The sequence below is a fragment of the Panacibacter microcysteis genome (assembly GCF_015831355.1).
Classification (GTDB): Bacteria; Bacteroidota; Bacteroidia; order Chitinophagales; family Chitinophagaceae; genus Panacibacter; species Panacibacter microcysteis.
Window position 1 is genome coordinate 1,364,753 of sequence record NZ_JADWYR010000001.1, and the last position, 21,347, is coordinate 1,386,099.

General features: G+C 43.7%; 18 protein-coding genes. 6 read left to right on the top strand and 12 right to left on the bottom strand.

The window, feature by feature from the left end; all coding sequences use genetic code 11:
- The first annotated feature begins 5 nt into the window (after positions 1-5).
- The 3 genes from I5907_RS05475 to I5907_RS05485 all read left to right on the top strand — a co-directional run bounded on the left by I5907_RS05475 (position 6) and on the right by I5907_RS05485 (position 5,713).
- A complete protein-coding gene (locus I5907_RS05475) occupies positions 6-1,367 on the top strand; it encodes a TolC family protein (RefSeq protein ID WP_196989710.1) in 1,362 nt (453 codons plus the stop codon).
- 16 nt (positions 1,368-1,383) lie between these two features.
- Positions 1,384-2,442, top strand: a complete 1,059-nt coding sequence (locus tag I5907_RS05480; RefSeq protein WP_196989711.1) for an efflux RND transporter periplasmic adaptor subunit — start codon at positions 1,384-1,386, stop codon at positions 2,440-2,442.
- Positions 2,443-2,623: 181 nt separating this feature from the next.
- The gene (locus I5907_RS05485) at positions 2,624-5,713 is read left to right on the top strand and encodes an efflux RND transporter permease subunit (RefSeq protein WP_196989712.1); all 3,090 of its coding nucleotides are present in this window, start codon (positions 2,624-2,626) and stop codon (positions 5,711-5,713) included.
- A 188-nt stretch (positions 5,714-5,901) separates the two neighbouring features.
- Here the strand turns inward: I5907_RS05485 and I5907_RS05490 are convergent, their stop codons facing one another.
- From I5907_RS05490 to gyrB, 3 genes are all read right to left on the bottom strand, one after another.
- Entirely contained in the window at positions 5,902-7,797 is a 1,896-nt protein-coding gene (locus I5907_RS05490; protein ID WP_196989713.1) for a beta-N-acetylhexosaminidase, read from the bottom strand.
- 155 nt (positions 7,798-7,952) lie between these two features.
- Complete coding sequence (locus I5907_RS05495) at positions 7,953-8,159, bottom strand: hypothetical protein (protein ID WP_196989714.1); 207 nt, start codon at positions 8,157-8,159, stop codon at positions 7,953-7,955.
- Positions 8,160-8,503: 344 nt separating this feature from the next.
- Positions 8,504-10,480, bottom strand: a complete 1,977-nt coding sequence (gyrB, locus tag I5907_RS05500; protein WP_196989715.1) for a DNA topoisomerase (ATP-hydrolyzing) subunit B — start codon at positions 10,478-10,480, stop codon at positions 8,504-8,506.
- Positions 10,481-10,685: 205 nt separating this feature from the next.
- On the opposite strand from gyrB, the gene I5907_RS05505 reads away from it, so the two are divergent.
- Together I5907_RS05505 and I5907_RS05510 are read left to right on the top strand one after the other, a co-directional pair.
- A complete protein-coding gene (locus tag I5907_RS05505) occupies positions 10,686-11,246 on the top strand; it encodes a sigma-70 family RNA polymerase sigma factor (RefSeq protein WP_196989716.1) in 561 nt (186 codons plus the stop codon).
- An 8-nt stretch (positions 11,247-11,254) separates the two neighbouring features.
- The gene (locus tag I5907_RS05510; protein WP_196989717.1) at positions 11,255-11,494 is read left to right on the top strand and encodes an anti-sigma factor family protein; all 240 of its coding nucleotides are present in this window, start codon (positions 11,255-11,257) and stop codon (positions 11,492-11,494) included.
- Between the two features lie 160 nt (positions 11,495-11,654).
- Here the strand turns inward: I5907_RS05510 and xth are convergent, their stop codons facing one another.
- The 6 genes from xth to I5907_RS05540 form a co-directional block, all read right to left on the bottom strand.
- Positions 11,655-12,428, bottom strand: coding sequence for an exodeoxyribonuclease III (gene xth, locus I5907_RS05515; RefSeq protein WP_196989718.1), 774 nt, complete (start codon positions 12,426-12,428; stop codon positions 11,655-11,657).
- 139 nt (positions 12,429-12,567) lie between these two features.
- Positions 12,568-13,257 (bottom strand): LolA family protein, encoded by a 690-nt coding sequence (locus tag I5907_RS05520; protein WP_196989719.1) that lies wholly within the window; start codon positions 13,255-13,257, stop codon positions 12,568-12,570.
- A gap of 12 nt (positions 13,258-13,269) precedes the next feature.
- Positions 13,270-14,145 carry an ABC transporter permease gene (locus tag I5907_RS05525; protein WP_196989720.1) on the bottom strand — a complete coding sequence of 292 codons (876 nt, stop codon included), beginning with the start codon at positions 14,143-14,145 and terminating at the stop codon, positions 13,270-13,272.
- Positions 14,123-15,058 carry an ABC transporter ATP-binding protein gene (locus I5907_RS05530; RefSeq protein WP_196989721.1) on the bottom strand — a complete coding sequence of 312 codons (936 nt, stop codon included), beginning with the start codon at positions 15,056-15,058 and terminating at the stop codon, positions 14,123-14,125. Before I5907_RS05530 ends, I5907_RS05525 begins: the two co-directional genes overlap by 23 nt.
- 105 nt (positions 15,059-15,163) lie before the next feature.
- Entirely contained in the window at positions 15,164-15,724 is a 561-nt protein-coding gene (locus tag I5907_RS05535) for a DUF2911 domain-containing protein (protein WP_196989722.1), read from the bottom strand.
- Positions 15,725-15,943: 219 nt separating this feature from the next.
- The gene (locus I5907_RS05540) at positions 15,944-16,597 is read right to left on the bottom strand and encodes an acyl carrier protein phosphodiesterase (RefSeq protein WP_231401977.1); all 654 of its coding nucleotides are present in this window, start codon (positions 16,595-16,597) and stop codon (positions 15,944-15,946) included.
- Between the two features lie 263 nt (positions 16,598-16,860).
- Here I5907_RS05540 and I5907_RS05545 point away from each other — a divergent pair, with 263 nt between their 5' ends.
- Positions 16,861-17,340: a hypothetical protein gene (locus I5907_RS05545; protein WP_196989723.1), complete on the top strand. Its 480-nt coding sequence runs from the start codon at positions 16,861-16,863 to the stop codon at positions 17,338-17,340.
- A gap of 94 nt (positions 17,341-17,434) precedes the next feature.
- Here the strand turns inward: I5907_RS05545 and I5907_RS05550 are convergent, their stop codons facing one another.
- The 3 genes from I5907_RS05550 to I5907_RS05560 all read right to left on the bottom strand — a co-directional run bounded on the left by I5907_RS05550 (position 17,435) and on the right by I5907_RS05560 (position 21,218).
- Positions 17,435-18,619 (bottom strand): ABC transporter permease family protein, encoded by a 1,185-nt coding sequence (locus I5907_RS05550; protein WP_196989724.1) that lies wholly within the window; start codon positions 18,617-18,619, stop codon positions 17,435-17,437.
- Between the two features lie 10 nt (positions 18,620-18,629).
- On the bottom strand, positions 18,630-19,277 hold the full coding sequence (locus I5907_RS05555) for an ATP-binding cassette domain-containing protein (protein WP_196989725.1): 648 nt from the start codon (positions 19,275-19,277) through the stop codon (positions 18,630-18,632).
- A gap of 246 nt (positions 19,278-19,523) precedes the next feature.
- Entirely contained in the window at positions 19,524-21,218 is a 1,695-nt protein-coding gene (locus I5907_RS05560; protein ID WP_196989726.1) for a DUF4836 family protein, read from the bottom strand.
- Between the last annotated feature and the right edge of the window lie 129 nt (positions 21,219-21,347).

The following is a 21,347-nucleotide window of genomic DNA, read 5'->3' on the forward strand; positions in this document are numbered from 1 at the left end:
AACTTATGACCAAAAAGATGCAACCAACACTGTTACTGTTGCTCATGCTGGCATGCTTTGCAAAACAATCATTTTCGCAGGGCATACTCGACCATTACATTAAACAAGGGCTCGACAGCAACCTTGCAATACGCCAGCAAAGTTTTGATCTTGAAAAAGCAAAACTCGATCTCGGCAGGGCAAAAGCGTTATTTCTTCCACAGGTTGGCATTAATGCGCAATATACTTTGGCAAATGGCGGCAGAAAGATTGACGTGCCACTCGGCGACCTGCTCAATAATGTTTACAGCTCTCTAAACGACATTACATCTTCTACAAAATTTCCGCAGGTTCAAAACCAAAGCATACAATTCCTGCCTAACAATTTCCATGACACAAAAGTGGAATTAAGTGTGCCATTGTATAATCCATCGCTTGGCTACAACAGGAAGATCAAAGAAGAACTGATCAACACAAACCAACTGGCATTAAGTCAGTACAAACGCGAACTTGTATTCAACATCAGGCAGGCATATTTTCAATATTTGCAGTCACTAAAAGCTGTTGCTGTTTACAACAATGCACTTGCCACAGTGCAGGAAAATCTTCGCCTGAATGAAAAGCTGGTAAAGAACAACGCCGCCACAAAAGAGGTGGTACTGAAAGCAAAAGCCGAAGTAAGCAAAGTGGAAACATCTTTAACTGAAGCCACCCAAAACAGTTCCAATGCCGCAGCCTATTTCAATTTTTTATTGAATAAACCATTGCAGGCAGCCATAGATATCGATTCATCCATCATAAACGCCCTGCAGCAGGAGGTGCCGGTTTCGCTGGATGTACCTGAAAACCGTGAAGAACTGCAGCAACTAAAAAGCACAGCGAAAGTAATTGAAACAACCCTTAAACTAACCGACACCTACAAGCTGCCAACACTCAGTGGTTTTTATAACATAGGATACCAGGGGTTTGGTTATAAGTTCAATAATGAACAATTCTACCAGTTGGGCGGCCTGCAACTTAGATGGAATCTTTTTAGCGGTTACGACAATAAACTGAAAACAAAACAGGCGCAGTTAGACCGCGACGCCATACAAAACCAATACAACGACGCAGAGAAAAAAATGCTGCTGCAGTTGACAACAACTTACAACAACTACCAGGCTTCGCTAAAAGCATTACGCAGCTCCGCCGATGAAGTAACAAGCACTAAAGAAGTTTACCGCCTTATGCAAAGCCGCTACATACAGGGCAGTGCGTTGCTAATAGAACTGATAGATGCACGGACTGCTATGACAAATGCCGAAATAAAACACTCCCTTGCACAACTTGCTGTACTTAACAAAGCCGCAGAACTTGAAAGGGTAATGGCCACTTACAAACTTGATTAATCTATAAAACTGTTTTATGAATAAGTTATGCTCAATTCCTGCAGCGGTTATCATTGCTGCATCTGCACTGCTGCTTGCATCCTGCAGCCAAAACAAAGCACAAACGCCCGTTACAGAAGATGCGGTAGTGGTAAAAACCCAACCGGTAAGTTTTACCGGTTATACAACAACACTCGAATATTCAGGCGCATTAGCCTCTGCAAGTGAAACAAAACTTTCATTCAAAATAGGCGGTGTTATTTCAAAAGTATATGTACAGGAGGGAGACCATGTAAGCCGGGGGCAATTACTGGCAACGCTGGATCTTACAGAGATCAATGCGCAGGTACAGCAGGCCGCACTGTCTGCCGAAAAAGCAACACGTGATGAAAACCGCGTAAAAAATCTGTTCAACGATACTGCTGCCACATTAGAACAACTGCAGAATGTACAAACACAGCTAAGCGTTGCCAATGAAGGTTTGCGCATTGCAAAATTTAACCAGCAATACGCACAAATAAGGGCAACGGAAGAAGGCACCATCATAAAAAAAATAATGAATGAAGGAGAGCTTGTTTCTGCCGGTGCACCGGTATTAATAATGAACGGTACATCAAACAACGACTGGGTTGTACGCTTTGGCGTAAGCGATAAAGATTGGGCAAACCTCCGGAAAGGTGATGCAGCAAACATTACACTTGATGCATACCCTGATGACATATTCAGAGGCATCATCAATAAAATGGCAGAAGCAGCAGACCCGCAAAGCGGCACGTACGAACTTGAGGTAAAGGTTTTACCAAATGGTAAAAAATTCGCTGCGGGCTTTTTTGCCAACATTCAGCTTAATACTGCCACACAACAAAAATTAAGTATGATCCCGATTGAGGCACTTGCCGAAGCGGATGCCAAAACAGGTTTTGTTTATACGCTGAATGCAGATAATAAAACGGTTACCAGGAAAAAAGTGCAGATCGCTTTTATAGAAAACGACAAGGTTGCCATAAAAAGTGGTCTTGAAAATGTTGAGGCAGTGATAACAGATGGCACCAGTTATCTTACAGAAAACACGATTGTAAAACCAGCCACCAACTAAGCTGAATAATGTACCGGACGTACAAGTGAGTGACACAACGATGTGTCATAGCATTCCTGTTGCCCGTTCCATAAAATATATCATGAACCAGGAGGCTGTACTGCTATTGAGCTTTGTTGCGTCGCACTCTTCAGCGCCTGGCCATAACATGAGCAATTCAAAAACATTCTAAAACCTTGTTATGAAAATAACAGACTTCGCCGTAAAGAACTACCAGTTTACACTTATTGTATTTGTAATGCTGGCAGCCATTGGCCTTAACTCTTTTCTCAATATGCCGCGTGGTGAAGACCCGGATTTCCAGGCGCCGCAGTTTAATGTAGTGGTGGTTTACCCCGGTACCAGCCCGCAGGATATGGAGCAACTGGTGGTAGACCCTATTGAGAAAAAAATAAATGAACTGGATGATATCAAACGCATACGATCGCAGATGAATGATGGCCTTGCCGTAATCAGCGTGGAATTTAAATACGAAACGGACCCTGATAAAAAATACCAGGACGTGGTACGTGAGATGGATGCCATAAGACCAGAACTGCCTGCTGATGTTTTTGATATTGATGTAATGAAATTCAGCCCGAGTGATGTAAACATTATACAGGTTGCATTGATGAGTGAAACAGCACCCTATAAAGACCTGGAAGACTGGAGCAAGAAACTGAAAGAACGACTGGAAAAAATAAAATCGCTGAAAAACGTTGATAACTGGGCATTTCCGCAGCAGCAGGTACGCATATCACTGAACCTCGATAAAATGGCACAGCAACAGATTCCACTCAACAAAGTAACCGGCGCCATACAAAGCGGAAACACTAATATACCAGGTGGCAGTATTGATATGGGCACCAGGAAATACAACATTAAAACAAGCGGAGACTACAAAAGCCTTGATGAGATAAAAAATACAATCGTTACAAGTGTAAACGGAAAATCTGTTTACGTAAAAGATATTGCCGGTGTTGGTTTTGATTATGAAGAACAGAATTATCTCGCCAGGCTAAACGGTCATCGCGGCGTTTTTATAACAGCAAGCCGTAAGATGGGTACAAACATTTTTGCTGTTGATGAAGAGATGAAACCGATACTGGAGCAGTTTCAAAAAGAGTTGCCAAAAAGTATTAAGTACGAGCAAAGTTTTGACAATGCCGCAAGTGTGCACACAAGGCTTAATCATTTCAGCAACGATTTTATTATAGCAGTGTTGCTTGTATTACTCACATTACTGCCACTTGGTTTCCGGGCCAGCCTCGTGGTAATGATCTCTATTCCTCTATCGCTGGCTATAGGTTTGTTCGTGCTGGACTCATTTGGCTTTACCATTAACCAACTGAGTATTGTCGGCTTTGTGGTAGCACTTGGCTTATTGGTAGACGACAGTATTGTGGTGGTTGAAAACATAGAACGCTACATGCGTATGGGCTATTCGAAGCGAGCAGCCGCTATGGCTGCTACCAGGCAAATTGGGCTGGCCGTATTAGGCTGTACTGCCACGTTGATCTTTGCATTCCTTCCATTGCTGTTCCTGCCGGAAGGGGCAGGAGATTTTATCAGGAGCTTACCGGCAGCCGTTGTTGCAACAGTGCTCGCATCCTTGTTTGTATCATTAACGATCATCCCTTTTTTGTCCAGCAGAATACTGGGCAACCACGAAAACCCCGAAGGCAATTTCTTTTTACGTGGGTTAAAAAGACTGATCAGCGGCTCTTACAGGAGATTACTGCACCGTGCATTGGCAAGGCCATACATAACCCTGGCCGTTGCACTGGCTATTTTTATAAGTGCCGTTGCATTGGTTCCTGTTGTGGGTTTCAGCGTTTTTCCTGCATCGGAAAAACCGATGTTTATGATCAACATCGAAACGCCACTGGGAACAAACCTTTCGACAACAGATTCGGTTACGCGCTATGTTGAAAGCAGGATCAAAAACATGCCGGGCCTTAAAAACTATGCAACCAATGTAGGCCATGGTAACCCACGCATATACTATAACGTTATACCCGTGGGCAATGCAGATAACAAAGCGCAGATCTTTGTGCAGTTGAACGACACACTACCTGGAGAAAAACGACAACTGATCGATACGCTGCGCAACAGGTTCAAAGATTTTCCCAATGCAAAAATTGAAGTAAAGGATTTCGAACAGGGCCCGCCGGTAGAAGCGCCGGTTGCCATTCGTTTGTTTAGTGAAGACCTCGATACATTGCGTGCATTGTCTTTTCGTGTGGAAGACATCCTCAAAAAGACGGAAGGCACTATGTACGTAAACAACGATCTTACTACGTTAAAGACAGATATAAAAGTAAAAGTAAACAAAGACAAAGCAGGCATGCTGGGTATTGCCATCGGAGAGATTGATAAAACAATACGCATGGCCGTAACAGGTCTTACCATCGGCAAATACCGGGAAGACGATGGCGACGATTACAATATGAACATTACCCTGCCAAGGGATAACAAACAAACTTTTGATGTTTTTAAAAAGATCTATGTAGCCTCGTACAATGGTGTTCTGGTACCATTGAACCAGGTGGCAGATATTCAGTTTCAAACATCGCCTACCAACATCAAACACTACGATAAAGACCGCTACACAACCGTTACTGCATTTGTACAAAGCGGTTACAATACCGCAAAGGTTACCGATGATGTGCTGCAAAAGCTGGATGCCATGCAGTTTCCAAAAGATGCACATTATGTTGCCGCCGGCGATATAGAAGCAAGCCAGGAAAGCTTTGGCGGTTTAGGCACCATCATACTCATCACCATCTTTGGTTTACTCGGCATTTTAATTTTAGAATTCAAAACGTTCAAAGGCACACTCATCGTCCTGTCTGTAATACCTTTAGGCATTATCGGCGCAGTAGCAGCCCTACTTCTTTCAGGAAACACATTTTCCTTTGTAGCAGTCATCGGGCTTATTGCGCTCATTGGTATAGAAGTAAAAAATTCTATACTGCTTGTTGATTACACAGACCAGTTGCGTAAAGATGGCAAAAGCATCAATGAGGCAATTGAAGAAGCAGGTGAAACACGTTTTATACCCATCATTCTTACAACACTTACTGCAATAGGCGGCCTCATCCCGCTTGTACTTGAAGGCAACCCCTTGTATTCACCACTGGCCTTGGTAATAATAGGCGGGCTAATCAGTTCAACATTGTTGACAAGGGTAGTAACGCCGGTATTGTATAAATTGCTTGCGCCAAAAGTGACACCTGATAAGCCGGAAGAAAAGAAAAAAGTGTTGAGCCCGGCTGTAGAATATGCATGATGCTTCGTTGCGTCGCACACTTGTACTTCCTGTTCACAGCGCATCTTTGCGAAGCTTCGTGTATGGTTTTCTTAATGTAAAAAAACTGCTATGAACAGCTAAAACAAAAGTCATCGTACCAGTAAAATAAAAACGCTATACAAAAGGGGTCTTGCTTTCGCAAGACCCCTTTTGTATTGTTTCAGTCTTTAGTTATTTGCACGCTTTTTTAATTCGTCCATGCTCAGGCTTATAAGATGGCCAACAGGTTTACCATCTTTGTACGCAAGCAACTTAAGGTGCATGGCATCCTCCGGCACAATGATCGGTTGTGTATATTTCCTGTCATAATTATCCGGCAGAGTTTCGTCTATGGTGTAATAAATTTCAAGACCCGGTGCTTCGGTTTCAATGGTTACCTGCGGGCTGCCTTTATAATCTTTTACAGAAACAACAGGATCGTAAATGGCCCTGGAATACCGTGTTGCAGCCGCTTCCAGCCTGGGAAACTGCGCCTCAGCGCGCCTGATAAAACTGTTCCAGTCTTTCTTTTCTTTAGGGCTCCATAAACATTCTGCCAGTGCCATGGCCCTTGGCCACAGCATATATTGCACATTGCGGAAACGCTGTAACTGCTCTGTCCATAGATTACCTTGTCCGCCCATTACAAGGTTTGCATCAACGCCATCGGGTACGGGTTCAAATTTATAAGCCTGTTGCATGCGCAGGTTAGCGTATACCGGTGCTTCTATTGATGGCTCGCCCTGTACAAAATCGAGGTAAACAAAATTGTATGGCGTCATTACAACTTTATGCCCCTGTTTTGCAGCAGCTATACCACCGGTCATACCGCGCCAGCTCATTACGGCTGCAGACTGTGCCAGGCCACCATCCAGTATCTCATCCCACCCGATCAGCTTTTTGCCTTTCGCGTTTACGATCTGCTCCACACGCCTTACAAAATATGCCTGCACTTCATTTAGATCCTCCAGGTTTTCTTTTTGCATCAGTGTTTTTACCTGCTCGCTCTTGGCCCAGAAATTACGGGCGGTTTCATCACCACCCATATGTATGTATTCAAAAGGAAAGAGCTGCGCCACCTCGGTAAAAACTTTATCAAGAAATGCGTACACCTTTTCATTGGCGGGGCACAATGTATTGTCAATTACACCTTCATGGCCACCGGGAAACCATTTCATAAAAGCACCGCCTGCACTAACCTCGTAAGGACCCGGATTGCATGACAACTCCGGGTAAGCGGCAAGTGCAGCCAGGCTATGCCCGGGAACATCTATTTCCGGCAATATGGTAACAAAGCGTTCTTTGGCATATTGTACCACTTCCTTTATATCGTCCTGCGTATAAAAACCGCCATAAGTCTTTGGCTCATTAGGAAAAGGGTTGCCGGTATTTGCCCACTTGCCCTCCCTGTTTACGCGCCATGCGCCAACTTTTGTTAATTCGGGCAGACTTTTTATTTCTATGCGCCAGCCTTCATCATCGGTAAGATGCCAGTGTAGCATGTTGTATTTATACTTTACCATGTCATCTATAAAACGCTTTACTTCTGCCTTGGTAAAAAAGTGGCGGCTTACATCAAACATCAGCCCACGCCATTTAAATGCTGGCTGGTCGGTAATGTTTGTAAAGGGGATGCTCCAGTTAATATTGTTTACCACGCTTTTGCTTTCAATAGCCGTGGGTAAAAGCTGCAGAAGTGTTTGCATACCATAAAACAGGCCAGCCGGTGTATTGGCTGTAACGGTAACGCCTTTGCCAGATACAGACATTTTGTACCCTTCATTACCAATGCTGTTGTCTGTAGCGGTCAGTAATACCATGTGTACCTGTCCGCCGTTGCCTTTTTTAACGCTGGTGGCATAACCTGTTGGTACTGCCAAAGCATCGGCCAGTTGCTTTGCAACAGGCATGGCATCATCTGCTGATACAGTTATGGTAATGGTACTTTTAAAAGTAAAGGTTCCCTGCTTTTCAACTACAGCTACCGGGACCGGAACGAGATTTTTTAAAGTGTTGCCGTTTTGTGCCTGTAGCACAACGGCAGTTAAAAGCATGTATGCAAGCAGCATTTTCTTCCTGTACATAATGGATTGTTTTGGAACGAAAAGATAAGGAAGAATGCTTATGCAACTGTGCGGTTAGCGGCCTGCTGAATACAGGAGGGCGGAAGGATTCAAACGGGGCAATAAAAAAGGCGCTGAAGATGCTTCAGTGCCTTTGTGTTTACAAAAAATGTATACTAAAAACCTTTGGTGGCCACACCGTCGGCAATTGCCTGCATAGCTTTTGCTTCGCTGAGAATAGCAGCCATTTTGTTGCCTTTGCCGTCATGACCGGAAGCCATGTAACCTCCTTTTGCAGTTTTTGAAATAACAGCATCCTGCATAGGAACGTTTTTCTCTTTTGTTTTTAAACAATATGCTTTGATCATTTTCGAAGTGTCCATTGTCGATTATTTAATTGATTAGTTAATAAGTTTTACCTCTTAAGCAGCACAATCTAAAAATTTTTTCTGTAAATCGGCATTGCAGTGCTTAAAAAGTAAGCTATATCTGCTTTTTCGCAACTATCCTGCCAATAAGTGGCATTTTTCTATGGCCATGACCGAAATAACCACGTTGAGAATGCTTATTCATTTACACAGGCCGGAAATGCAGTATCGTTGCTGCCAACAGTTATGCAGTACAAGAGTGCGACGCAACAGGTGATGCCATAGTAATCTTTTGCCGGGTTAACACCATAAAAAACCCCGCATTGCTGCGGGGCTAGTATAAAAATTATGGTGTTTATTTACACATCAATCCTGGCGTATTTTGCATGAGATTCTATGAACTCCCTGCGTGGTGCCACTTCATCTCCCATTAACATACTGAAGATGCGATCTGCTTCTGCCGCACTTTCTATGGTTACCTGTTTCAACGTTCTGCGGTTGGGGTCGAGCGTGGTTTCCCACAACTGCTCTGCATTCATTTCACCCAGGCCTTTGTAACGCTGTGTGTTTACGCTTTCATCTTTTCCACCACCCAGTTTTGTTATGAGCCCTTTGCGCTGCTCTTCGTTGTATGCATACTCCTGCTCCTTGCCCTTCTTTACGAGGTATAGCGGTGGTTGTGCAATGTATACATAGCCCTGTTCTACCAGTTCTTTCATATACCGGAAGATGAAGGTTAATATCAGTGTTGCAATGTGAGAGCCATCTACGTCAGCATCGGTCATAATAATGAGCTTATGGTAACGCAGTTTGGCAAGATTTAAAGCTTTTGGGTCTTCTGCTGTGCCTACGCTTACACCCATGGCGGTAAACATATTGCGGATTTCCTCGTTCTCGTAGATCTTGTGCTCCATGGCTTTTTCTACGTTCAATATTTTACCACGCAGCGGCAGAATTGCCTGGTAGCTTCTGTCCCGGCCAGATTTAGCCGTACCGCCGGCACTGTCACCCTCAACAAGGAACAGCTCGCATTTTTCCGGGTCGCGTTCGCTGCAGTCTGCCAGTTTACCCGGCAGGCCGCTGCCGCTTAGTACGTTCTTACGCTGCACCATTTCCCTGGCTTTTTTGGCAGCCACACGTGCCTGCGCGGCAAGCACCACTTTACTGATGATGTTCTTAGCCTCTTTCGGGTTTTCTTCCAGGTAATTTTCCAGTGCACGGCCAACGGTGGTTTGTACAATACCGCTAACCTCGCTGTTTCCCAGTTTTGTTTTCGTCTGTCCTTCAAACTGCGGCTCCGGCACTTTTACAGAGACGATGGCTGTAAGACCTTCACGGAAATCGTCGCCTTCTACCTCTACTTTGGCTTTTTCAAACAAACCCTGTTTATCTCCATAGGTTTTAAACACCCTCGTAAGTGCCTGGCGGAAACCCGTAACGTGCGTACCGCCTTCTATGGTGTTGATATTGTTTACATAGCTGAAGATGTGCTCTTTAAAATCGTCATTATAGGTAAGTGCCACATCTACGGCCACGTTGGTAGCTTCATCGTGCCCTTCTACATAAAGTGTGGAGGGAAGCAGCGGCGTTCTTTTTGCACTTCTGTCAAGCAGCTCAACAAACTCTACAATACCACCCTCACTGTAAAAGTTCTGGCTGTATGCTTTGCCTTCTTCATCTTTTTCGCGAAGATCGGTAAGTGTAATGCTGATCTTTTTATTCAGAAAAGACAACTCTCTCAAACGGCCTTCGAGAATATCTTTGTTGTAAGTAGTAACCTGGAAAATGGTTGCATCTGGCCAGAAATGCACGGTGGTACCTGTTTTATCGGTAGTGCCTGTTTCGCGTACTGCATAAGCAGGTATACCTGTGTGGTATTCCTGTTCAAACACTTTACCTTCGCGCTGTACGGTAACGAGCAATGTGGTACTTAATGCGTTTACACAACTTACACCCACACCGTGCAAACCGCCGGAAACTTTATAGGTATTCTTATCGAATTTACCACCCGCATGCAGCACGGTCATTACTACCTGCAGGGCACTTACACCTTCTTTGGCATGTATGCCTGTGGGTATACCACGACCATCATCGCTCACGCTGATGGAGTTGTCTTCATGAATGGTAACAAATATGTTTTTGCAGTAACCGGCAAGGGCTTCATCGATGGAGTTATCTACTACTTCGTATACGAGGTGATGTAACCCTTTTACACCTACATCACCAATATACATGGCCGGTCTTTTTCTTACGGCTTCGAGACCTTCGAGTACCTGGATACTGTCTGCACCGTATCCGTTTTGCTGCGGAGGAACAGGCTTTAATTCTTCACTCATAAATATGATTATTCTTGCGCTTTTGGCAAGTGGGCGAAGTTAAGCATAAACAGGGGTTTTACAGCAGTGAAACATGCCAATTTTCCCACAATTTCGGGTGCATGTGCATAAGGTTTTTCTACTGCTTGCGTGGTAAAGATACCAGCGCAAACCGGCCCGGTGTTTAAGTAGTTAATTACACCGATTGATTCCTTATTTTTGAAACATGTCAGCTCAGCTAAACGCAACAAAATGGATAGATGAATACGGAGATATGCTTTATCGCTATGCATTACCTCGTGTAAATGACGCGGATACAGCAAAAGACCTGGTGCAGGACACGTTCCTGGCAGCATGGCGCAACTACGACAATTTCAAAGGTGAAATCTCTGAAAAAAACTGGTTGTATGCCATTTTAAAAAACAAGATCATTGACCACTTTCGCAAAGCATCTGTAAGATTAACGGAAAGCCTGCCTTCTACCGCGGGTGAAGATGGCTTTTTCGATGACGTGCAGCATTGGACCGACGCCGCATCGCCAAGGGAATGGCAAAACAGCAGCGATACCGGTATAAACCGCAAAGATTTTTATAAAGTGCTGCAAAGCTGCAAGCAGAAGCTGAAAAAAATACAGGATATGGTGTTTACCATGAAATACATGGAGGGGATGGATAGTGAAGAAATTTGTAAGGCGCTTAATTTAACTGCGTCTAACTATTGGGTGCTCATGCACCGGGCTAAATTGCAGCTCAGGGCGTGTCTCGAAAAAAACTGGTTTACCAAATAGTTTGAAAGATGAAGTGGAAGATAACCTGTAAACAGGCAACCATATTAATTTCCAAAAAAGAAGAAGGGCGACTGTCTTTGCTGCAACGCATACAGCTGTACCAACACCTCTGGATCTGTTCTTTATGCAGGCTTTTTCAAAAGCAAAGTGGCCTGCTGGCCCGCGAAGCTGCGTCAATGGAAGCCGAAGATGCCGAGCTTACCCCGCAGGAAAAAGCAACTATGGTGCAGAGAATAACCGGTGAGTAAGCGTTATGAACCGGGCTGCATTGCTACTATTATACATCGTTGCGTCGCACTCTTGTACTGCAGCACTTTATACGGCAACGCACAGCATTCCTTTTTTTCAACAATTCCCCAGGCTGGTGTAAGAGCTTTTCCGGTACAAATAATACAAACACCAAAACAATTAGTCTTTCAGTTCTATCCATACAGGAGCATGATCGCTGGTTTTTTCCCAGCCACGTACATGCTTATCTACGCCTGCTGCTACCAGTTTGTTTGTAAGCTTTTTACTTAAGAGAAAGTGGTCTATGCGCAAACCGGCATTCCGGCCATATGCATCGCGGAAATAATCCCAGAAAGTATAAATGACGTCTTTCGGGTAAAGTGTCCGTATGGCGTCTGTCCAGCCCTGGTCGAGCAGCTTTTGAAACGCGGCCCTGGTTTCGGGCCTGAACAATGCATCATCTACCCAGCGCTCGGGTTTGTATACGTCCATTTCGGTGGGCATTACGTTGTAATCGCCGGTTAAAACAACAGGCTTGCCGGATGCATACAGCTCACCTGCATGTTTGATAAATCTTTCGAACCAGCTTAGTTTATAATCGAATTTTGGCCCCGGTGCAGGGTTGCCGTTTGGTAAGTACAAACACCCGATGGTAAGCTCATTTACCTGTGCCTCTATGTAGCGGCTGTGCAGGTCTTCGGGATCGCCGGGCAGTACCCTTGTTATTTCTGTTGCAATGGTATTGCGTGTAAGTATGGCTACACCGTTCCAGCTTTTCTGACCGTGCCACAACGCGTTGTAGCCGGCTGCTGTTATGGCTTCTTCCGGAAATTTTTCCTGCGGTGCTTTCAGCTCCTGCAAGCAGGCCACATCGGGCTGTGTTTCGTTGAGCCAGCGTAAGAGCACCGGCAACCTGCCATTGATGCCGTTTACGTTGTAGGTAGCAATTTTCATCTGCAAAATCGTTTAAGATGCAAATAAAGGTAAGGCTTGCTTCGCTTCAATCTTCGCTTTTGGCCAATATGTTTCCGAACCCTGAAGTGAGTGACACAACAGGCGATGCCACAGCGTACAAAAGCCGGTTCAACAATCATTATTGGAACACACTGTCATCTACACCTTTGTTGATGGTGTATGAACTGTAGGTTATTTCTACCCTGCCTTTTTTGTTTTTCAGTTTATCGGGCGTATTGCTTTTTTCACCTTCATCAAACTCCAGCGTTACACCTTTGGGCAGTTTGTAATCTTTGGTATTGAAGCTGAACACAACCTTATCGGGCAAACCGTAAGTGCTGTATTTGCCATAAGTTAACGTAATCTCGTATGTACCGTTGTCTTTTGTGGTGGTTACTGCTTTGCGCACGAGCAGGTTTGCTTCGTCTATGTACAAGGTGGAAAGTACGATATCGCTGCTTTCATCTGATGGCAATAGTTTTACCACTTTTGTTTTAATGCCGTCTACCACCGACTCACCTGCAGCGAGTGCCACGAAGTTGTTGATGGCAATCATGCTGCCGGTATTTACACTTACGCCGCCTTTAGGCAAAATGGAGATACCGCCTTCTTTCTTTAGTTTAAATTTATCGGGCTTTTTGTAATATACTTTTACCTTACCGGCAGGTGCTTTTATAAATGTTACGTCTGTTTTTAAAACACCTTCTGCGGTGTAATTATTTACCTGGTCAAGCTTTGCCTTTACTTTATTGATAAGGGCCGTCATATCCTGCGCGCCTGCAGCAGCAGCGCATATAATGAAAGAGAAGAACAACAGTGTTTTTTTCATAAGATCTTTCGTTTAACTAAGCACATCTTTTTTCCTGAAAATGACAATGGCGGCGCCAACAAACAACACGACATGGCCAATAAGCATGGCAACCGATCCTGTAATGCGCTGCGGATTTTGCAGGCTTCCTTTTATTACCTCGTTCTGGTCGTTTACCTGCTCATCAAACAACTCTTTCCAGTTTACCATATGTGTTGTAAAAAGGTACGGTTGTATCTTTTGAAAGAGCGGAATACTCATGGTACTTAATATGGTAAATACCACAATAATGCTCATGGTTGTAATAATAGGGCCGATAGAGTTTTCCGCAAAAATGGACAGCAGGAAACCCAGCGCAGTTACGGTAAGCATGGCAAGAAAGGCAAAACAAAATGCATAAGCGTAGCGCCAGAACACATCGTCTTCTGATATCTGAACCACATACGATGTTTTTTGAATGAGCAGATCATCTGTACCAAACAACCATGTACTTACACCCAGTGCCAGGAAGGCTATCCACAACAACAGAATGAGCGTGTAAATGGCAGAAGCAAAAAATTTTGCCAGCATAAAATTGCTCTTGCTTATGGGCTTCGTCAGCAACAGCCGTAACGTTCCCATATTTGCTTCGCCGGAGATCATGTCTGCCGCAACCAGGGCTATTAATAACGGCACATGCACCAGCAATAACTGCAAAATGACATAACAAACAAGGTAACCATTGAGTATTTTGCCGTCGAACTCAAAAGTGTCTTTCAGCCCGCTCATTACAAAATCAACGTAGGCTTCACCATCCATTTTGAGGCCAAGCTGTATAATACCTATTAAAGCTGTAATGGCAGCAAAAGAGATATACGTTCTCGGCCGTCTGAATATTTTATAAAGTTCAATCTGTAAAAGCTGCCACATATTGTTTTCCTGATGTTACCTGTAAAAAGAAATCTTCGAGTGTATGCCTTGGCTGCAGAGAGAGCACATCAATATTGCGGGTCACCAGCCAGCGATGCAGTTCCGGCAGTTGTGCCTTTTGTGTTTTAAGCAACAATGTATGGCTACGACGTGGTTGTAGTGCCGCTGCCCAGCCACTTTCCTGTAACTGGTGTAAAGCTGCTTCATTATCCATCGTATCCAGTTCCACAATAAGCTGCGAAGGATCAAACAAATCTGCCGCTGCACCTTCCACCAGTTTTTTTCCTTTATCTATAATGAGTAATCTAGTTGCCACCTGTTCAATTTCGCTCAGCAGGTGAGACGATACCAATACAGTTTTTTTCATTTCGCGGCTGAGGTGCAAAATAAGGTTGCGTATGTCTGCAATACCCTGGGGGTCAAGCCCATTGGTAGGTTCGTCGAGAATAATAAGTCTGGGGTCGTGTACCAGCGCTACACCAATACCCAGCCGTTGCTTCATACCCTGAGAAAAAGTTTTCACCTTATCATGTGCCCGTTCTGCAAGACCCACCATTTCCAGTTGCCGCATCAGGCTGTTGTATGTATATTTTATACCGCTCAGTTTGGCAAACAGTTTCAGGTTCTCGTAGGCTGACAAATATTTATACAGGTCGGGCTTTTCTATCACTGCGCCCACCTGCTTTAAAATTTTGTTCCTGTCGTGCTGCAGGTTATATCCAAACATTTCTATGTTGCCGGCGGTAGGCGTAATAAGTGTAAGCAGCATACGGATGGTGGTAGACTTACCGGCACCGTTCTGCCCCAGAAAACCATACACATCACCTTCGTGTACAGTGAATGAAAGATCACTAACGGCGGTTAAATTTCTAAAATGCTTTGTAAGTGAAGTTACTTTTACGATCTCCTGCATTATGCGTTATATAACACAAAGTTAGCCGCTATGTTTAGTTGCTTGTAAGATTTAACCGGCTCTTAATTCAGAAGATTATCAAAAAATTGAATGCGCAGCTTTGTATCAGGCAAACTTTATTGGCAGTACCACTTTTACAGTATCCCACATAATAACAAGGTTGGTGCCTGCTTTTGCATCTTCAAAGTACATGGTAAAGGCTTCAATAACCTTACTGGTGTCTTCAACCGGTACATTTACCCTTACCACATCCTTTTTAGGATTATAATACAGGCCCCATACATCTTTTTCATTGTTGAGTATAATGGTCCAGCTTTTTTCATTGCAAATGGCATACAGGCTATACTTTCCCTTAGCAATGGTTTTACCGTTTATGGTTACATTTTTGAAAAACTCCACCTCGGTAGCCTCATTGGCACCCAGTCTCCATACAGCGCCATAGGTAATGATGCCACCAAAAATGTCCCTGCCTGCTTTTTGTGGCCGGCTGTACAGCACACGGCAGTTGGGTTGCTGTGTTGTAACCTTGCCATTCATTTTTAAAATCGGGTAGTTCTGTGGCGAGTAGTTCATGTCCATCGGGCTTTTGTCCATATCAGTAGGCTGCACCTGGGCAGTTCCGCAACAGGCAATCAATACAAAAAAGGCAACCAGGGTATTTTTCATGCTGAGTTTTTTATGCATACAGTTTAACCTGTTTTATTCAGTAAAGTTTAATGGCCGCAAATATCGAACACGAAATTTATTTTCAAACGGCTTACGGGTTTTAGTCAAAATTTTATGGAATGAGCACCTGTGCTGCTATGAAGCTTCTGTTGTGTCACTCACTTGTACGCCTTAGGCTATACTCAGCAAACGCGGAGACCGCAGCAAAGAGATATTGCATCAGCTGTCTTTTTTCAGTAATTCCAGTTGTGCCGCTGTATACGCATACACTGCGGGAAAGAAATCGTTATAACACTCTCTGAAAGCTTCATATTGTTTTTCAAAAACGTTGTATACAGCAGGTGTGTGTTCAAGATATTTTGCCCGGCGAAAGACCCCGCCAAAACTGCTCTCTATACCGCTTAACGTGCGGTAATTGTACAACCAGTTCTGTTGTTTCATGTATGGCAGCATACCCCTGAACCTTTCGGGCAGCAGATCATAAGCAGCGTAAAGCGCTTCGTAGGTGCGGTGCGCAAATGCATTGAGGCTCTCATCTGTAAACCTTTGTACATCGGTAGCCAGAAAATGATCATACACAACATCCGCAAAAGCACCGGCATAAGCACCCACTACCGGCTTCAAAAGCGCAGCCGCCTGTTTTGTTGCCGGGTGCGCATCAGTAAACGTGTCAATATTCCTGTGCAGCATAATGCCGGTTTGTACAGCAGGCGGGTATTCAAATTTTCTTTTCCCCTTCACGTAGTCGCTTATCATATTGCCGATCAAAATGTCGGTTTGCCCGAAAGAAAGGTATGCATGTGCCAGGTAGTTCATCGAAATAAATTGCGCAAGCCCGTTTGTTTTTGCCTGTTGTTTTGAAAATAAATGCATTTCGTGTAACAGCATGTATTTTAACTGTGTATTTACAAACTTTACCATTTTCTTAAGAGTAATCATCAAATGCAGCCGCAGCAAGCGTTTCAAAGAAATAGCCTGCCATTTTAACTACACGGCTTTTACCGCTTGTAGCAATCAACTACGAAAAGCTTCTTATTTATCACAATCTGCTTGTACTGTGTGCTTTAAGCAACGAGATTTGATCTATCAATAAAAACAAAACACCTGGATACTATTAAATCAAAAAATGAATGACCATGAAACCACAAATCAATTTGCTTGCTGATAAAGTAAAAAGACTTTTAAGCAGAAAAGGAATCGTTGTATTACTCGCCGCCACGCTGGTAACCAGCAGTGCTTTCGCAGGGGTGGAGGACAATAAAGAAAAAGCGATCAAAAACCTGAGAGAAGAATTTGCATCAGCAAAAGATGTACAATGGAAGGTTACTGAAAATTATTTGAAGGCAAGTTTCAACTGGAACAACCAGCAACTGGAGGTTTTTTACAACTACGAAGGAGAGATGATTGCCAAATCCCGCCATATTGAGCCCACAAGCCTGCCGCTGGATGCACAACAGACCATTACCAAAAAATATCCGGGCTACAGGTCTGATGAAACAGTAGAATACGATGGTATAGAGGGTGATCATTACTTTTATACATCGCTGGTAAAAGACAATACCAAAATCCTGCTGCAGATTACTACGCAGGGAGATGTGAGCGTGTACAGAAAATAGCCGTGTGTACTTACAACATAAAAAGGCCGCAAATGCGGCCTTTTTATGTTGTATATCACCAGCGCACGACACGCCAGGTTTTTACAAATGAATGTTATTTGGTAAGGTCGATGTAATGTTTAATGCTGTACCTGTTCACCAGCCACAACACGAATAAGATAAGTGTTCCAGCCAGGAGCGTTGCCAATGAAATAAAGGGGCTGATATAAATACTTTGCCCTGAAAGAAATTTGCGCAGGAAAAATTGCAACACCGCCAGCACGATTAATACCACGGCTACAATAACAATATTGGGAGGAAAGAACTGTTTCATCAAAAAACGTTGCAATTGTTTTGGTGCTGCACCAAGGGTTACGAGCAGTGTAATCTCTTCTTTGCATGAGGCTACGGTAAGTTGTATAAACAGTACAAAAATAAGCAGTGCAAACAGTAGCATGGTAGCACCGGTTATCCATGAAATATTTACCACCAGGTCAACTATCTGCCTGTATTTACTGAATCTTGTTTTATCGGCATCTGTTGTTAGCCCATGAGTGCTGAGGTAATTTACCAGTTGCGGGTTGCCGGGATCTTTTGTTCTTATCACCACTCTTGATGGTGCTGTATTCTCATTGTCGCCAAATTGTTTATTGGCCCATTCCATAAAAGGTTGCGGTACAAGAACAGAAGAAATACGATCGCTGAAACCTACCACTTTGCCATAATATACCTGCCTGCCAAGCGGTGTTTTAATGCGTATTTCTATGGGCAGGCTTTTTACCAGTTCCTGCGTTAATTGCGGCATATCCTGCGAGGTGGCAAAACCAAAATTGTACATGTCTAAAAACATGTTGGGCACAATCATGGGGATAAAATTGCTGTTGGCATCCCACTTCCAGTCTGCGCTCTGCACGTCTATAAATTCATCGGGTACGCTTTCGAAGAAAATATCTGAATAAAAGGGAATATTGTCACTTACACTTTGTGCGCCTACTTTAAAACGGCTGGGTGTAAGTATGCCGATAGCATCTGTGAAAGGCTGTTTTTTTAAATCCTCAATCTCAGCAGGTGTAAGGTTGGTGGCGCCTACAGTTTTATCGGTAAGTTTTTTATTGATCACTAAAAAATTGGCAATACTGTCCTGGTTTGTTTTGCTGTGCAGCAGATCGTTGTAGTTTGCCTGCAACTGTACCGCGGAAAGAATAAGCAGCAATGCCACCGATAGCCCGATTATTGCCAGCACAAATTTTGTGCGGCCGCTGCTTGCTTTAATCAGTTTTTTTAGAAGGCCGTTTAACATGATAGTTGTGTTATAAATTCAGCACTTTGGTATAAGCAAAATGTTCGTCAGCATCAAGATCTGTGAGTAAGAACCCGGCTTTGCGTTTGGTGCATTCTTCGGCTATAAGTTCTGCCGCTTTTGCAATGTTTTCCTGGTCGAGGTGGCTAAAGGGTTCATCCATTATAAGCCATTCAAAAGGTTGAATGAGCGCACGGATGATGGCAATACGCTGTTGCTCTCCATAGCTGCACAGACCTGCCCGCTGTTTAAGAATATGTGTTACGCCAAGTCTTTCTGCAAGGCTGTCAATCATACCTGCCTCGTAAAAAGGCGTTTGCAATACACGCTTTAGTTCAATGTTTTCCCTGGCAGAAAGGTTTGGAAACAAACGCAGATCCTGGAAAATGACACTTACATTTTGCTGGCGCATTTGTGCCAGTTCATTGTCTTTTACCTGGCGCAACTCCTGCCCGTTCCACCATACTTTGCCTTCATAATCGTGGCGCAGTTTATAAATAATGTGTATGAAGGTAGTTTTACCGGTACCACTTGGTGCTTTTATTTTTACCCATTCGCCCGGGGCAAACTGAAGGTCTTTGTTCCAGATGTCTGACCCGCGTTTTGTAAATTTTTCTTTCAGCGGTATAGGCACAATTTGTTGTAAGGCTAATTGCATAAATGATATTCAGAATACAAAATAAAAAATGCCGGATACAAGCAACAACACGCACAAACAGGAATCTTGCAAACTGCACACGTGGCACGCCATATTAACAAGCAGCGTGGTTAGCCGTTGCTGAAGGGTGCGGTACAGTACAAGAGTGCGACGCAACGATGCATTATAGTAGTAATACTGCCGGGCCCATCATTTTTTCCTAACAAAAAAGGCTGCTTTCGCAGCCTCTTTAAACGATGTTCAGCTTTACTCTGCACTGTCCACAGCTGGCGGTTCTACCGGCTCTGTATACTCGTCCATATCTGTCATACCACCTTCATTAAACCTGGCCTGCATTTTTGCTGCCTGTTGTGCTGCTGTGGCAAAGAATTTTACCAGAGATACAAGGCTGTTTTCTTTTTCATTCATCATCTTCAGCTCCATATCGCTCGAAATATATTTGCCATTAAAGTTATCGCTGGCGGCGAATGCATTTTTAAATGTTGCCTGCGCCATTTTGCTCATTTCCTGTGCGCTGGTGTCTGCTGCTGCAAAGCCACCGATTATCCTGTTCAGGTCTGCATAAAAAGCCATTGATTTTCCTTTAGAGCGGTCTGCAACATCTGCAGGCAGGCCTGCATTGCCTTTGCCAGCAAGGTATTGCTGCATTACTGTGCTGTCTGTGGCAACAATAAGATTTTTGCCATTCATCATCCAGGCCATGCCACCTAATCCTTTCGGAACATATTGCCCGTTTATATTTTCGGCTTCGCCCGCTTCTGCAAGTTTGGCCATTACTTTTTCGTATGCGGCTTTGTCGCCAATAGTAGCATTGAAAACAAGTTTTACAACAGGCATTTTATTGGTAATTGTTTCTTCCCCTATTGTATAGCTTACATCTTTCATACCCATTTCTCCAAAAACGATGGCAAAATCTCCTTTGAAGATCCTGAGTACTTCGTCCATGGTAAAGCCCGTTTTTGTCATAAAGTCTCTTACCGTGCTTTCGAAGCCGCCGTATTTAATGATCTCCTGTATAATCTGCGGGTTAAAAGAAAATACAGCGTAACCGTCTGCGGCAACAGGAAACTGGTTTACCATGCTCATATCAACCTGCGGGCCTTTGTATTTGTCCCAAATGGCTGCAAGGTCTTTGCCACTGTAAGATTTGAAATTGCCTGCCACTTTACCATCTTCAAAATTGATTACGCCGGCGCCATAAGAATCTTTAAAGAGGTCAGAGATCTTTGTCATGCCCAGCATTGGTATAGAATTAAATGCAGCACTGGAATTGCTCCAGAACAGCATATCGCCTTTTTCATTCATCAGGTCTCTGAATTCAGGAATAGCGGACACTGATTCTTCTTCTTTTAGCGCAAACAATGTGGCAAGCATTTGTACATCGCCGCCACCCTGCTGCGGCATTACATCGCCATCTTTTGTATAAGATGGTGTGTTTTGAACACCAGCTACAATAACCACCTCTTTGTTCCAACCTACGAAGAAGCTGTTTTCCACTTTTGCATAACTATAATCTTTGCCTTTCTGAATGTCGCCCACCCGTGGTTGCTTTTTAATATATGCTTCAAAAGAAGATGCATCACGCATAGCACCAACAACACCGAAAGCCGTTTGCTGGCCACTCATAATAGAGCCACCGTTTTTTATAAAAAAGAAAATGTCTTTTGTAGTATCTACACCGGAGCGGATGAAATCCTGTACCTTTTTCTTTCCATCTGCCACAATTGAGTCTGCTTCTTTATCGGCAATGGAGTTAAATAAAGAATCCCATTGAATGTTGCCTTTGGCTGCTTTGTCACTTAAACTTTTCCAGTTTACATCAAATACCATCAGGGCATCTTTGGGAATATATTTGGTTTGTTCGGGAACCGCTTTTTTACAGGATGTTGCAATCATCACCACGATTGCAAACAGCAGGGCAAGGCGAAGCGCTTGTTTCATAATGTGCAATTATTTTTTTTTTGTTGTAATTGCGAATGTATGTTTTAGCCATTATATAACGGCAAAAATGCAATAAGCGGTAATAGATTTATGTACCCGGCAGCGGGTATTTATGGCATCGCCTGTTGC

Bases quoted from the DNA above. Each gene is read 5' to 3' on its own strand.
- I5907_RS05475 (WP_196989710.1), top strand. From the start codon at position 6: ATGACCAAAAAGATGCAACCAACACTGTTACTGTTGCTCATGCTGGCA.
- I5907_RS05480 (WP_196989711.1), top strand. From the start codon at position 1,384: ATGAATAAGTTATGCTCAATTCCTGCAGCGGTTATCATTGCTGCATCT.
- I5907_RS05485 (WP_196989712.1), top strand. From the start codon at position 2,624: ATGAAAATAACAGACTTCGCCGTAAAGAACTACCAGTTTACACTTATT.
- I5907_RS05490 (WP_196989713.1), bottom strand. From the start codon at position 7,797: ATGTACAGGAAGAAAATGCTGCTTGCATACATGCTTTTAACTGCCGTT.
- I5907_RS05495 (WP_196989714.1), bottom strand. From the start codon at position 8,159: ATGGACACTTCGAAAATGATCAAAGCATATTGTTTAAAAACAAAAGAG.
- gyrB (WP_196989715.1), bottom strand. From the start codon at position 10,480: ATGAGTGAAGAATTAAAGCCTGTTCCTCCGCAGCAAAACGGATACGGT.
- I5907_RS05505 (WP_196989716.1), top strand. From the start codon at position 10,686: ATGTCAGCTCAGCTAAACGCAACAAAATGGATAGATGAATACGGAGAT.
- I5907_RS05510 (WP_196989717.1), top strand. From the start codon at position 11,255: ATGAAGTGGAAGATAACCTGTAAACAGGCAACCATATTAATTTCCAAA.
- xth (WP_196989718.1), bottom strand. From the start codon at position 12,428: ATGAAAATTGCTACCTACAACGTAAACGGCATCAATGGCAGGTTGCCG.
- I5907_RS05520 (WP_196989719.1), bottom strand. From the start codon at position 13,257: ATGAAAAAAACACTGTTGTTCTTCTCTTTCATTATATGCGCTGCTGCT.
- I5907_RS05525 (WP_196989720.1), bottom strand. From the start codon at position 14,145: ATGTGGCAGCTTTTACAGATTGAACTTTATAAAATATTCAGACGGCCG.
- I5907_RS05530 (WP_196989721.1), bottom strand. From the start codon at position 15,058: ATGCAGGAGATCGTAAAAGTAACTTCACTTACAAAGCATTTTAGAAAT.
- I5907_RS05535 (WP_196989722.1), bottom strand. From the start codon at position 15,724: ATGAAAAATACCCTGGTTGCCTTTTTTGTATTGATTGCCTGTTGCGGA.
- I5907_RS05540 (WP_231401977.1), bottom strand. From the start codon at position 16,597: ATGCATTTATTTTCAAAACAACAGGCAAAAACAAACGGGCTTGCGCAA.
- I5907_RS05545 (WP_196989723.1), top strand. From the start codon at position 16,861: ATGAAACCACAAATCAATTTGCTTGCTGATAAAGTAAAAAGACTTTTA.
- I5907_RS05550 (WP_196989724.1), bottom strand. From the start codon at position 18,619: ATGTTAAACGGCCTTCTAAAAAAACTGATTAAAGCAAGCAGCGGCCGC.
- I5907_RS05555 (WP_196989725.1), bottom strand. From the start codon at position 19,277: ATGCAATTAGCCTTACAACAAATTGTGCCTATACCGCTGAAAGAAAAA.
- I5907_RS05560 (WP_196989726.1), bottom strand. From the start codon at position 21,218: ATGAAACAAGCGCTTCGCCTTGCCCTGCTGTTTGCAATCGTGGTGATG.